Source organism: Hydrophilobacter chitinilyticus (genome assembly GCF_049860745.1).
Taxonomy (GTDB): Bacteria; Pseudomonadota; Gammaproteobacteria; order Burkholderiales; family Burkholderiaceae_C; genus Rhodoferax_B.
Genome location: NZ_CP187561.1, coordinates 4,259,262 through 4,272,926, shown reverse-complemented (window position 1 = coordinate 4,272,926; position 13,665 = coordinate 4,259,262). Strand labels below are relative to the sequence as shown.

Annotated in this window: 11 protein-coding genes; 10 read left to right on the top strand and 1 reads right to left on the bottom strand. The window is 61.5% G+C overall.

Going from position 1 to position 13,665, the window contains the following annotated elements; all coding sequences use genetic code 11:
• The first annotated feature begins 266 nt into the window (after positions 1–266).
• The 7 genes from ACPWMG_RS18970 (at position 267) to ACPWMG_RS18940 (ending at position 8,543) form a co-directional block, all read left to right on the top strand.
• Complete coding sequence (locus tag ACPWMG_RS18970; protein ID WP_483301039.1) at positions 267–1,274, top strand: isoaspartyl peptidase/L-asparaginase family protein; 1,008 nt, start codon at positions 267–269, stop codon at positions 1,272–1,274.
• Between the two features lie 47 nt (positions 1,275–1,321).
• A complete protein-coding gene (locus ACPWMG_RS18965) occupies positions 1,322–3,175 on the top strand; it encodes a dipeptide ABC transporter ATP-binding protein (RefSeq protein WP_483305288.1) in 1,854 nt (617 codons plus the stop codon).
• A 75-nt stretch (positions 3,176–3,250) separates the two neighbouring features.
• Positions 3,251–4,786 (top strand): glutathione ABC transporter substrate-binding protein GsiB, encoded by a 1,536-nt coding sequence (gene gsiB, locus ACPWMG_RS18960; RefSeq protein WP_483301038.1) that lies wholly within the window; start codon positions 3,251–3,253, stop codon positions 4,784–4,786.
• A gap of 28 nt (positions 4,787–4,814) precedes the next feature.
• Positions 4,815–5,735 (top strand): glutathione ABC transporter permease GsiC, encoded by a 921-nt coding sequence (gsiC, locus tag ACPWMG_RS18955; RefSeq protein WP_483301037.1) that lies wholly within the window; start codon positions 4,815–4,817, stop codon positions 5,733–5,735.
• Positions 5,735–6,649 (top strand): glutathione ABC transporter permease GsiD, encoded by a 915-nt coding sequence (gsiD, locus tag ACPWMG_RS18950; protein WP_483301036.1) that lies wholly within the window; start codon positions 5,735–5,737, stop codon positions 6,647–6,649. The genes gsiC and gsiD overlap by 1 nt, the downstream gene beginning before the upstream one ends.
• A 1-nt stretch (position 6,650) precedes the next feature.
• The gene (locus tag ACPWMG_RS18945; protein ID WP_483301035.1) at positions 6,651–7,700 is read left to right on the top strand and encodes a DmpA family aminopeptidase; all 1,050 of its coding nucleotides are present in this window, start codon (positions 6,651–6,653) and stop codon (positions 7,698–7,700) included.
• Between the two features lie 12 nt (positions 7,701–7,712).
• Complete coding sequence (locus ACPWMG_RS18940) at positions 7,713–8,543, top strand: M55 family metallopeptidase (protein WP_483301034.1); 831 nt, start codon at positions 7,713–7,715, stop codon at positions 8,541–8,543.
• Here ACPWMG_RS18940 and ACPWMG_RS18935 read toward each other — a convergent pair whose 3' ends face one another.
• Positions 8,544–9,752, bottom strand: coding sequence for an adenylate/guanylate cyclase domain-containing protein (locus ACPWMG_RS18935; protein WP_483301033.1), 1,209 nt, complete (start codon positions 9,750–9,752; stop codon positions 8,544–8,546).
• A 150-nt stretch (positions 9,753–9,902) separates the two neighbouring features.
• On the opposite strand from ACPWMG_RS18935, the gene ypfJ reads away from it, so the two are divergent.
• From ypfJ to pnp, 3 genes are all read left to right on the top strand, one after another.
• Positions 9,903–10,778, top strand: coding sequence for a KPN_02809 family neutral zinc metallopeptidase (gene ypfJ / locus ACPWMG_RS18930; RefSeq protein ID WP_483301032.1), 876 nt, complete (start codon positions 9,903–9,905; stop codon positions 10,776–10,778).
• Between the two features lie 203 nt (positions 10,779–10,981).
• Positions 10,982–11,248 carry a 30S ribosomal protein S15 gene (rpsO, locus tag ACPWMG_RS18925; RefSeq protein WP_116604506.1) on the top strand — a complete coding sequence of 89 codons (267 nt, stop codon included), beginning with the start codon at positions 10,982–10,984 and terminating at the stop codon, positions 11,246–11,248.
• Between the two features lie 231 nt (positions 11,249–11,479).
• Positions 11,480–13,606, top strand: coding sequence for a polyribonucleotide nucleotidyltransferase (gene pnp, locus ACPWMG_RS18920; protein WP_483301031.1), 2,127 nt, complete (start codon positions 11,480–11,482; stop codon positions 13,604–13,606).
• Positions 13,607–13,665 lie beyond the last annotated feature (59 nt).

Genomic DNA, 13,665 nt, shown 5'->3' with positions numbered 1-13,665 from the left:
GGCCTGTTAATGCTATGGATGGAGACGCGAACGTGATTAAAAAGCCGCCAATCAAGGCGCAGGACGACGGCCAGGCTTATGCCTGGCCTAGGAAAGCAACGCGGAGTGGCGGTTTTTTAACCACGTGCCCTTCGGGTTGCGGCCCAAAAGACCAGTCGCATCGTTGCAAAGCCTGGCCGGGGTTTACCCCGGCTGCGTTTTGCGCCTCGCCTCTGGCCCTTTGGACTCGCAACGCGTCTTCCATCCATAACATTAACAGGCCCTAAATGAAGCCCACTCCAGTCATTGCCATCCACGGCGGCGCCGGCACCATTCTTCGCTCGGCCATGAACCCTGAGCTGGAGCAGCGCTACAACGACGCTTTGCGCGGCATTCTGGAAGCCGGTGCTGCGTTGCTCGCGGCCGGTGCGCCCGCGCTGGAAGCGGTGACCGAAGCCGTGCGCCTGCTGGAAGAATGCCCGCTGTTCAATGCTGGCAAAGGCGCGGTCTACACCGAGGCCGGTGGCCATGAACTAGACGCCTGCGTGATGGACGGCGCCACGCTGGCTGCTGGTGCGGTGGCCGGCGTGACGCGCGTGCGCAACCCGGTGCTGGCCGCACGCGTGGTGATGGCGCACAGCGGCCACGTGTTGATGATTGGCCCGGCCGCGCAAGACTATGTGGCGCAGCACGGCATTGAACTGGTGGATCCAACCTGGTTCGACACACCCGAGCGCTTTGCACAACTGCAACGCGCGCAACAGGATGCCAGCGGCGCCATGCTGGATCACGATGGTGCGACCTCTCTGGCGAAAGAAGCTGCGCCAATAGACCCGGACCGCAAGTTCGGCACCGTAGGCGCTGTGGCGCTGGATGCCAACGGCAACTTGGCGGCAGCCACCTCCACCGGCGGCATGACCAACAAACGCGTGGGCCGCGTGGGCGACACGCCAGTGGTCGGCGCCGGCTGCTACGCCAACGACCGCGTCGCCGTATCGTGCACGGGCTCCGGCGAGATGTTCATCCGCGCCGTCGCCGCCTACGACGTGTCCGCATTGATGGAGTACGCCGGGTTGTCGCTGGAAGAAGCTACGCGCCGAGTGGTGGACGACAAGCTGATGCGCATCGACGGTCGGGGCGGGCTGATTGCGGTGGACGCACAAGGTGAAGTGGCGTTGCCGTTCAACACCGAAGGCATGTACCGAGGTTACGCTCGCGTGGGCCAGGCGCCGGTGTTTGCCATTTACGGTGACGACAGCAACGACGGTGAAGGCCGTAACGGAGCTGCGTCTTGACTGCTGCCACTTTGGAGGACGCGCCGATCCAGACCACGGCTGATGTGATGCTCGGCCGCGTGCTGCAGGTGCGCGATCTCAGCGTGCGCTTTGAAACCCGCGAACGCACGGTAGATGCCGTGCGCAACCTGTCGTTCGACGTGATGGCCGGCCAGACGCTGGCGATTGTGGGCGAGTCGGGTTCGGGCAAGTCGGTATCGTCGCTGGCCATCATGCGGCTGATTGAACAAGGTGGCGGGCGCATCGCCAGTGGCGCGCTGAACTTCACACGGCGCGATGGCAGCGTGCTCGATTTGGCCAGGGCCAGCCAAGCCACGATGCGCGGCATTCGCGGTGCTGACATCGCGATGATTTTCCAGGAGCCCATGACCTCGTTGAACCCGGTGTTCACGGTGGGCGATCAGATTGCCGAATCGATTCGCCTGCACCAAGGCGCCACGCGCGCCGCAGCGCGGGCCGAGGCTTTGCGCATGCTCGACCTGGTGCGCATTCCTGAAGCCAAGAACGTGCTCGACCGGCACCCGCACCAGTTGTCTGGCGGCATGCGCCAGCGCGTGATGATTGCAATGGCCTTGTCGTGCAAGCCTTCGCTGCTGATTGCCGACGAGCCCACCACCGCGCTGGACGTGACCATCCAGGCGCAGATCCTCACGCTCATCCGCTCGTTGCAGCAAGAGATGCAGATGGGCGTGATGTTCATCACCCACGACATGGGCGTGGTGGCCGAAGTGGCCGACCGCGTGTTGGTGATGCTCAAAGGCGACAAGGTGGAAGAGGGCCCGTCACAGCAAATCTTCAAGTCGCCGCAACGCGCCTACACGGTGGCCCTGCTAGCGGCCGTGCCGCAATTGGGCTCTATGCACGGCACCGATCTGCCGGCCAAGTTTGAACTGTTTGATGGCGCCGAGATGGTGTCGGCCGCCGACACGGTGACCTGGCCCGAGCGTGACACCGTGCAACGCGACATGCTGCCGGTGCTGAAGGTGGAGGGCCTGACCACGCGCTTCCCGATCCGCACCGGTGTGCTGGGCCGGGTGACACGCCAGGTCTGCGCGGTGGAACAAGTGAGCTTCAGCCTGCAGCCCGGCGAAACGCTGGCGCTGGTGGGCGAGTCGGGTTGCGGCAAGTCAACCACCGGGCGCTCGCTGGCGCGTTTGGTGGAGTTTCAAAGTGGCTCGGTGCACGTGGCTGGGCGCGCCATTGCGCCACTGCAAGGGCGCGACTTGCAGGCGCTGCGCCGCAATGTGCAGTTTATTTTTCAAGACCCGTTTGCCTCGCTCGACCCGCGTTTGACGGTGGGCTTTGCGATCATGGAGCCGCTGCTGGTGCACGGCGCCACGCGCGATGCCGAAGCTGAAAAACGTGTGGCCGATTTGCTGTACCGCGTGGGCTTGCCCGCCAGTGCGGCCCAGCGTTATCCGCATGAGTTTTCGGGTGGGCAGCGCCAACGCATTGCCATTGCGCGCGCGCTGGCCCTGAACCCCAAGGTGGTGATTGCTGACGAGGCGGTGTCGGCTCTGGACGTGTCGATCCGCGCGCAGATTGTCAACCTGCTGCAAGACCTGCAGCGCGAATTTGGCATTGCGCTGCTGTTCATCTCACACGACATGGCGGTGGTGGAGCGCATCAGTCACCGCGTGGCGGTGATGTACCTGGGACAAATTGTCGAGATTGGCCCGCGCCGCGCGGTGTTTGAGAACCCGCAGCATGCCTACACCCGCCGCCTGATGTCGGCTGTGCCTGTGGCCGATCCCGCGCGCCGCCACATGACGCGTGAATTGTTGACGGGCGACATTCCAAGCCCTATCCGTGCGCTGGACGATTTGCCGAACGTGGCGCCACTGGTGGAAGTGGGGCCGGGGCACTTTGTGGCACGCCACAAGGTCGGTGGCGTTTACTAGGTTTGAAGTTGTAGGTTGTTTGAGGTTGTCTTGGGTTTTGGTAGACAGATTTTTAGATCATTCTGGAGTACTTTGATGAAACACGCATTGACCAAATTGTCCGCAGCACTTGCCGTATCGGCACTGCTCGCGCCGAACGCTTTCGCTGCCAAAGACGTGGTGGTTGCGGTGCAGTCCAACTTCACCTCGATGGACCCGTACGACGCCAACGACACCTTGTCGCAAGCCGTGGCCAAGTCGTTCTACCAAGGCCTGATGGGCTTCGACAAGAACATGAAGATGGTGCCGGTGCTGGCCGAAAGCTTCACCGCCAGCAAAGACGGCCTGACCTACATCTTCAAGCTGAAGAAGGGCATCAAGTTCCAAGATGGCACCGACTTCAATGCCGAAGCCGTGAAGGCCAACTTTGACCGCGTGACCAACCCGGACAACAAGCTCAAGCGCTACACGCTGTACAAGAACATCGCCAAGACCGAAGCGGTGGACGCCAGCACCGTGAAGTTCACGTTGGCCGAGCCGTTCTCGGCTTTTGTCAACACGTTGGCCCACCCCTCGGCCGTGATCATTTCGCCCACCGCCCTGCAGAAGTACGGCAAGAACATTGCGCAAAACCCTGTGGGTACCGGCCCGTTCAAGTTTGTCGAGTGGAAGCAAACCGACTACATGAAGGTCGAGAAGTTTGACGGCTACTGGCGCAAGGGCTACCCCAAGGTGGACACCATCACCTGGCGCCCCGTGGTCGACAACAACTCGCGCAGCGCCATCATGCAAACCGGCGAAGCCAACTTCACCTACCCGCTGCCCTACGAGCAGGCTGAAGCGTTGAAGACCAAGCCGAACCTGGAGGTGACCGCCGCACCGAGCATCGTGCACCGCTACATCTCGCTGAACGTGCAGCAAAAGCCTTTCGACAACCCGAAGGTGCGTGAAGCGCTCAACTACGCCATTAACAAAGAGGCGCTGGTGAAGGTGGTGTTTGGTGGCTACGCCATCCCTGCAGAAGGTGTGTTGCCCAAGGCCGTGGAGTACTCTACCAAGCTCGGCCCCTGGCCTTACAACCCGGTGAAGGCGCGCGAGCTGCTGAAGGAAGCCGGCTACCCCAACGGCTTTGAAACCACCCTGTGGTCGGCCTACAACTACACCACCGCGCAAAAGCTGATTCAGTTTGTGCAGCAGCAACTGAGCGTGGTGGGCGTGAAGGCCACCGTGCTGGCACTCGAAGCCGGCCAGCGCGTGGAGCGTGTGGAAAGCTGGCAAGACCCGGCCACCGCACCGGTGCGCATGTACTACGTGGGTTGGTCGTCTTCAACCGGCGAGGCCGATTGGGCCATGCGTCCGCTGCTGGGTGGTGAGTCGCATCCGCCAAAGTCTTTCAATACGGCCTACTACAAGAACGCCGAAGTGGATGCTGACATCAAGAATGCGCTGAACACCGTGGACGTGGCCCAAAAGACCAAGCTCTACGCCGATGCGCAACAACGCATCTGGAAAGACGCACCCTGGATTTTTCTGGCCACCGAGCAACTGTTGTCGGCGCGCAGCAAGAACCTGAACGGCTTCTATGTGATGCCCGACGCATCCTTCAACTTCGACGAAGTAGAACTGAAGTAAACCGGACCGCAGTGCACTGAATAGACCCATGCTCAACTACATTCTCAAGCGCCTTCTGGGCCTGCTGCCCACCTTGCTGATTGTGGCGGCGCTGGTGTTTCTGTTCGTGCACTTGCTGCCCGGCGACCCGGCGCGGCTGGCGGCGGGGCCGGAGGCTGATGCCGAAACCGTGGCCATCATCCGCAAAGATTTGGGGCTGGATTTGCCCTTGCACGAGCAGTTCTGGCGCTTCATCAGCAACGCCGTGCAGGGTGACTTCGGCCACTCGTTGCGCAGCAAGCGCCCGGTGTCGGTGGAGATCGCTGAGCGCTTCATGCCGACCTTCTGGCTCACTGTGGCGGCCATGGGCTGGTCGGTGCTGTTGGGGCTCATCATTGGCACGGTGTCGGCCGTGTGGCGCAACCGCTGGCCGGATCGGCTGGGCATGACGCTGGCCATCACCGGCATTTCTTTTCCGTCGTTTGCCTTGGGCATGCTGCTGATGCAAACGTTTTCTGTGCACCTGGGCTGGCTGCCCACCGTGGGGGCCGACACCTGGAAACACTACATCCTGCCGTCGCTCACCTTGGGTGCGGGGGTGGCCGCCGTGATGGCGCGCTTCACACGCTCGTCGTTCATCGACATCTTGAAAGAAGACTACGTGCGCACCGCACGCGCCAAGGGGCTTAACGAGTTCTGGGTGGTCACCAAGCACAGCCTGCGCAATGCGCTGATTCCGGTGGTCACGATGATGGGCTTGCAGTTCGGCTTTTTGCTGGGCGGCTCCATCGTGGTCGAGAAAGTTTTCAACTGGCCGGGCATGGGCCGCTTGCTGGTGGACTCGGTGGAGATGCGCGACTTCCCGGTGATCCAAGCCGAGGTGTTGTTGTTCTCGCTTGAGTTCATTTTGATTAACCTGGTGGTCGACGTGTTGTACGCCGTCATCAACCCGACCATTCGCTACAAATAATGTCGCTGCCTCTGCAAACCCCTTCTTCGCCTGTTGTGCCGGTCGCCGTGGTGGCCGGTGAACGTGTGCGCACGCCGTGGAGCGAGTTCTGGCGCAAATTCAAAGACCAACATGTGGCCGTGGTGGCTGGCGTGTTTGTGTTGTTGCTGGTGGTCGTGGCGGTGCTGGCGCCGTGGATCGTGCCGTTCGATGCCGAGAACTTCTTCGACTACGACGCACTGAACAGCCCACCCACCGCCGTCCACTGGTTTGGCGTGGACTCATTGGGCCGCGACATCTTCAGCCGCATCCTGATGGGCGCGCGCATCTCGCTGGCAGCGGGTTTTATTTCGGTGGCTGTGGGCGCCGTCATCGGCACCGCGCTGGGGCTGCTGGCGGGCTACTACGAAGGTTGGTGGGACCGCATCGTCATGCGTATCTCGGACGTGTTGTTTGCCTTCCCCGGCATCTTGCTGGCGATTGGCATCGTGGCGATTTTGGGCAACGGCATGATCAATGTGATCTTTGCTGTGGCGGTGTTCAGTATTCCCGCGTTTGCACGCCTGGTGCGCGGCAACACCTTGTCGCTGAAGCACCTGACCTACATCGAAGCCGTGCGCTCGATTGGTGCGTCCGATTGGACCATCATCACGCGGCACATTTTCCCCGGCACCATCTCTTCGGTGGTGGTGTACTTCACCATGCGCATCGGCACGTCGATCATCACCGCTGCGAGCTTGTCTTTCCTGGGCTTGGGTGCGCAGCCGCCCACGCCGGAGTGGGGCGCCATGCTGAACGAAGCGCGTGCCGACATGATGTCGTCGCCGCACATGGCGATCTTCCCCAGCTTGGCGATTTTCTTGACCGTGCTGGCCTTCAACCTGCTGGGTGACGGCTTGCGCGACGCGCTCGACCCCAAGCTGGAGCAGAAATAACGTGACCGTGCCACCGCACATTGGCGACCTGCCCGCCGGGCCGCTGAACACCATCACCGATGTGCCAGGGGTCACGGTGGGCCATCACACGCTGGCCGACGGCCCGGTGCAAACGGGGGTGACCATCGTGCGCCCGCACGGGGGCGACTGCTTCATGCAGAAGGTGCCAGCCGGTGCGGCCGTGATCAACGGCTTTGGCAAAAGTATTGGCCTGGTGCAGGTGCAGGAGCTGGGCGTGCTGGAGTCGCCGATTGCGCTGACCAACACGTTTGCAGTGGGCACGGTGGCCACGGGTTTGATCCGCGCGGCCATGGTGGATCAGCCCGAGCTGGGCCGCCAACTGCCCACCTTGAACCCGCTGGTGTTGGAGTGCAACGACGGGTATTTGAATGACCTGCAGGTCTTTGCGGTGACCGAGTCACATGTGGCGCAGGCGCTGGTGAATACCCAAAAAGAATTTGCCCAAGGCGCGGTGGGGGCCGGGCGTGGCATGACGTGTTTTGGCTTGAAGGGCGGCATGGGTTCGGCCTCGCGTTTGGCCCGTACGCCCGTTGCCACTTATACCGTGGGCGTGTTGGTGCTGGCGAACTTTGGCCGGCCCGCCACGTTGACTTTGGCAGGCCGCCGCATCGGCCCGGCGCTGGTGCAGCGTCTGGCCGAGCAAACCGCCGTGCCCGAACGCGGCTCCATCATCATGCTGCTGGCCACCGACGCACCGCTGGACGCCCGACAACTGCGCCGCATCGCCACACGCGCCGGGGCGGGCTTGGCGCGCACGGGCTCTGACTACGGTCATGGCAGTGGCGACATTGCACTGGCGTTTTCCACCGCCTACACCGTGCCGCAGAAAGTGGGTCGCTTGCAGTCGGTCGCGCTGCTGCACGAAACCATGCTCGACCCGCTGTTTGAAGCGGCAGCGCAGGCGACAGAACAAGCCATCGTCAACGCCTTGTTTGCCGCAGAGAGCGTGACCGGCCGCGATGGTCACAAGCGCATCGCCTTGACCGAATTGGCACCTGATTGGTCTGCACTGATGCAGTCCGCAGCCTAAAGAAAAAACAATATGAAGATCCTGATTTCTGTAGACATTGAAGGCGTGGCCGGCGTGTTCAACCCCGAGCAGACACGTGCCGGCAACACTGAATACGAACGTGCACGCCGCCTGATGACGGCCGAGGCCAACGCCGCCATCCGTGGCGCGTTCGATGGTGGGGCCACACATGTGCTGGTCAACGATTCACACGGTGGCTTTCGCAACCTGCTGCCCGATGAACTCGATCCGCGCGCCCGCGCTGTGCTGGGCAAACCGCGCGTGCTAGGCATGATGGGCGGCCTGGAAGACACGTCCGATGGGCCATGCCAAGGTGTGTTCATGATCGGCTACCACTCGCGTGCCCAAACCCGTGGCGTGCTGGCGCACACCATCAACAGTTTTGCGTTTGCGCGCATCTGGCTCAATGGTGCAGAGCAGGGCGAGGCCGGGCTTTACGGCGCGCTGGCCGAAGAGCTGGGCGTGCCGGTGTTGCTGGCCAGTGGCGACGACGTGTTTGCCGCCGAGACGCAGCCGCAGTATCCGCACGCGCGGTTTGTGGTCACCAAGACGGCGCACGGGCATGCGAGCGGTGTGTCGCTGTCGCCGTCTGTGGCGTGTGCAGCGATTGAAACGGCGGCGCGTGAAGTGATCACGGCCGGAAACTTTGCCAAGCCGCCGCAGCGCCAGGCGCCGTTTGAATGCCGATTGCAAACGCAAACCGCTGGCTTGGCCGATCTGTTTGCCATCCTGCCTGGCTTGGAGCGTGTGGACGGCGTGACGGTGCGCTTCACCAAAGACAATGTGCAGGACGTGGTGCGCACGCTCAACAGCCTGTCGGCCATGTCGACGATGCTGCGCTGATCAAGGCTTGGCCTGTAGCGCCTCAATCGCTTTTTGCAGGTCGTCAATCGCCCGCAGGCGGGTTTCAGGGCTGAGCTTCTCAGGCTCCAGCGCCAGGCGCAAGCCGGGGTAACGGTGGTGCAGACCGGGGGCAGGTTCTTCTACGGTTTGGATGTTGCGCAGCGCGAAGCAACGGATCTCGCGTGAAACACCTTTGGCTTGCAGTGCGGGGCGTTCTTCTGCGTCGAACTCGTGTTTCACCAGGGCGTAGGTTTCGTAGGACAGGATCACGCCGTCGGGCTCGCCGTTTTGTTCCAGCCGCGCGGCCAGGTTGACCTCGCTGCCGATCACGGTGTAGTCCATGCGCTCTTCACTGCCGAAGTTGCCCACGTGGCAGTAGCCGGTGTTGATGCCCACGCGCACATGAAACGGCTGGCGGTAACCCTTGTCGTGCCACAGGCTGCGCAGGTGCACCATGCGGCGCTGCATGGCCACAGCCATGCGCACACACTGCAGCGCATCATCTTGCACGCCGCGCGATTGTGGGTCGCCAAAGAAGATGACGATGGCATCGCCAATGAACTTGTCGATGGTGGCGCCAAACTCCAGCGCGATCTTCGACATCTCGGAGAAGTAGCTGTTGAGCAGGTAGGTCATGTCCTCGGGCTGCATGTGCTCCGAGGTCTTGGTGAAATCTTTGATGTCCGAGAAGAAGATGGTGAGTTTTTTGCGCACCGCCTGGATCGACACGTCTTGTGTGCCTTCAAAAATCGACTTGTAGACCTGCGGCGACAAGTAGCGCGACAGCTTGACCGACAACGACTGCAGCATCTTCGTGCGCACGTTCAGCGCAATGTGGTTGCGCACGCGGGCCAGCAGAATCGGCGGGCTGATGGGCTTGGTGATGTAGTCCACCGCGTTGAGAGAGAAGCCTTGTGCCTCGGCGGCTTCGTCGCTTTTGGCGGTGAGAAAGATCACAGGAATGTCGCGCGTGGCAGGGTTGGCTTTCAGGCGGCGGCAGACTTCGTAGCCGTCCACCTCCGGCATCATGATGTCGAGCAGCACGAGGTCCGGCGCCGCGCCCGAGGCGATGATGGAGAGTGCTTTCTCACCGTTGTTGGCCACTTTGACGCGGTAGGTGTCTTTCAACAGCGCGGCCATGAGCGTGAGGTTGTCGGCCGTGTCGTCGACTACCAGCACCGTGGGTTTGTCCGGGGGGCTGAGCATCATGGGGCGATTTCCGTCATTTCGGGTAGTCCCGGTTCCATCTACTGTGCCAGCGGCCCCCGCGTTTTGACAAGCCCTCGTCGTGCAACGTGTACCAGACCGAGTACCATTTCGCCATTGCATACAGGCAGGGACCTGTGATAGGAGAAGCAAATGAAATGGGAAGGCAATCGCGAGTCGGACAACGTCGAAGACCGACGCGGCGACGGGGGCGGTGGGGGTGGCGGCTTCATCGGCGGGCGCAGCATCGGCGTGGGCACCATCGTGATCGCTTTGGTGGGCGGTTGGGTGCTGGGCGTGAACCCGCTGACGATTCTGGGCTTGCTCAGCGGCGGGCAGCCGGCACAGGTTCAGCAGCAGGGCCCGGCGCATGCGCCGCCGGCGAACGACCACATGGCCAAGTTCGTGTCCACTGTGTTGGCGGACACGGAAGACGTCTGGGCCGACATTTTTGCCAAGGCAGGGGGGCGATACCAAGATCCGAAGCTGGTTTTGTTCCCCGGAGTAACGGCCACGGCGTGCGGCACAGGCCAGGCGGCGATGGGACCGTTTTATTGCCCCGGCGACCAAAAGATTTACATCGATCTGAGCTTCTTCCAAACGCTGCGTGACCGCTTGGGCGCGCCCGGCGAGTTCGCCCAGGCCTATGTCATCGCTCATGAAGTGGGCCATCACGTGCAGAACCTCATGGGCATCAGTGCGAAGATGGACCAGATGCGCAGCCGGGTGAGCCAAACCCAGTACAACGCCCTGAGCGTGCGACTGGAGTTGCAGGCCGACTGTTTTGCCGGGGTGTGGGCCAACCACGCGCAAGCGCAGCGGCAACTGATTGAAAGCGGCGATATCGAGTCGGCCATGAACGCTGCAGCCAAGATTGGCGACGATGCCTTGCAGCGCTCTGCAGGCCGAGCCGTGGTGCCCGATAGTTTCACCCATGGCACGAGTGCGCAGCGTCAGCACTGGTTTGGCACGGGTTACGAGACGGGCAGCGTCAAGGCTTGCGACACCTTCAGCGCCAAGCAAATCTGACATTTTGGCCCGCGCTGGTCAGCGTTTGGCATGTACGCCCCGGCACTCGAATCGGGCAATATGTCCGGCTGGCGGCCGGGTCGGCTATAATCGTTCGGTTCCGCGTCTTGCGGAGCGCACGTCAGTGGCATTTCCAGCTGCTGGCGCAAGTAAAAAACCTGGGATTCCCATTGTTTGGGGCCCATTAATCAACGGATATAGAAATGATCGCATCCTCTATCAAGGCCGAAGTTGTCAAGGCCAATGCTCGTAGCGCCACCGACACCGGTAGCCCAGAAGTGCAAGTCGCTCTGCTGACCGCACGCATCAACGAACTGACCCCTCACTTCAAGACGCACGCCAAAGACCACCACGGTCGTCGCGGCCTGCTGCGCATGGTGAGCCGTCGTCGTAAGCTGTTGGACTACCTGAACGCCAAGGACCACGACCGCTACACCGCGCTGATCGCTAAGCTCGGGTTGCGCAAATAAGCGGCTAACCGAATCAAAAGCGCCTGAGTTAGATGCCTAGCTCAGGCGCTTTTTACTTTTTCGAATCCAGAGACGCTGACGGCATACGCGCTGTGTCATTCCAAAAGTGGTCCACCCTGACGATTTTTGGAATGGCATCGTAGGCTTTCATGACTCTGGCCCCTGCGGCCCGGGAAGGGCTGTGAATACTGAGGCCGCCGCCACGGCGGCCCGCCATCCAAGGAATTCAATATGACGATGTTCAAAAAAGTGACAAAGACCTTCCAATGGGGCCAACACAAGGTCACCATGGAAACCGGCGAAATCGCCCGCCAATCCAGCGGCGCTGTGCTGCTGGACATGGACGGCACTGTGGTGCTGGCCACGGTGGTTGCCAAGACCGAAGGCAAGGCCGGTCAAGATTTCTTCCCGTTGACCGTTGACTATCTGGAAAAGAGCTATGCCGCCGGCAAGATCCCCGGCAGCTTCTTCAAGCGCGAAGGCCGCCCAAGCGAATTCGAAACGCTGACCAGCCGCCTGATCGACCGTCCGATTCGCCCGCTGTTTCCTGAAGGCTTCTTCAACGAAGTGCACGTGGTGGTGCACACCGTGTCGCTGAACCCTGAAGTTGATGCCGACATTGCCTCCCTGATCGCTGTGAGCGCCGCCTTGTCCGTCAGCGGCGTGCCGTTTGCTGGCCCGATCGGCGCCGCCCGCGTGGGTTACGTCAACGGCGAATACATCCTGAACCCAGGCCAAACCGCCCGTAAAGATTCCAGCCTCGACCTGGTGGTCGCCGGCACCGAAGCCGCCGTGCTGATGGTCGAATCCGAAGCCATGCAATTGAGCGAAGAAATTATGCTCGGCGGCGTGGTGTATGGCCACGAACAAAGCCGTATCGCCATCAACGCCATCCACGAACTGGTGCGTGACGCTGGCAAGCCCGTGTGGGATTGGCAAGCACCTGCCAAGGACGAAGCCTTGGTTGCCAAGGTTGAAGGCCTGGCCGAAGCCAAACTGCGCACCGCTTACCAAAACCGCAACAAGCAAGCCCGTACGCAAGCTTGCCGCGCGGCCTACGCTGAAGTGTTTGCTGCCCTGAAAGAAAGCGGCGAAGCATTCGACGCCGTGAAGGTCGAAGGCCTGTTGTTCGACATCGAAGCGCGTATCGTCCGTAGCCAAATCTTGGCCGGCGAGCCGCGTATCGATGGCCGTGACACGCGTACCGTGCGTCCTATCGAAATCCGCAACAGCGTGCTGCCCCGTACCCACGGTTCGGCGCTGTTCACGCGTGGCGAAACGCAAGCTCTGGTGGTCACCACCCTGGGCACCGAGCGCGACGCACAACGTATCGACGCATTGGCTGGCGAATACGAAGACCGCTTCATGCTGCACTACAACATGCCTCCTTTCGCCACCGGCGAAACTGGTCGCGTGGGTACGCCTAAGCGCCGCGAAATCGGCCACGGTCGTTTGGCCAAGCGCGCGCTGGTGGCCGTGTTGCCAACCAAGGAAGAATTTCCCTACACCATGCGTGTGGTCAGCGAAATCACTGAATCCAACGGCTCTTCGTCGATGGCCTCGGTGTGCGGTGGCTGCCTGAGCTTGATGGACGCAGGCGTGCCCATGAAGGCGCACGTGGCTGGTATCGCCATGGGTCTGATCAAAGACGGCAACCGCTTTGCCGTGCTGACCGACATCTTGGGTGACGAAGATCACCTGGGCGACATGGACTTCAAGGTGGCCGGTACCACCAACGGCGTGACCGCGCTGCAAATGGACATCAAGATCCAAGGTATCACCAAGGAAATCATGCAAGTCGCATTGGCACAAGCCAAGGAAGCACGCATGCACATCCTGGGCGCCATGCAATCGGCCATGTCCGAAGCCAAGACCGAAGTGTCGAGCTTCGCGCCACGCCTGTTCACGATGAAGATCAACCCCGAGAAGATCCGCGACGTGATCGGCAAGGGCGGTGCTGTGATCCGTGCGCTGACCGAAGAAACCGGCACGCAGATCAACATCGAAGAAGATGGCACCATCACCATTGCTTCGAGCGACCCAGCCAAGGCTGAAGAAGCCAAGCGCCGCATCGAGCAGATCACGGCTGAAGTTGAAATCGGCAAGGTCTACGAAGGCCCTGTGACGAAGATTCTGGACTTCGGCGCATTGGTCAACCTGATGCCCGGCAAAGACGGTTTGCTGCACATCAGCCAAATCGCCCACGAGCGCGTCGAGAAGGTCACTGACTACTTGAGCGAAGGCCAGATCATCAAGGTCAAGGTCATGGAAACCGACGAAAAGGGCCGCATCAAGTTGTCCATGAAGGTTTTGCAAGACCGCTCGGCTCCGGCGCAAGCGCCTGAAGGCCAAGCCTAAGCACTAAGTTCCGGCGGGGCCTGGAGTCTTCGGGCTCCAGGCCCCCTCGAACGTTTGCA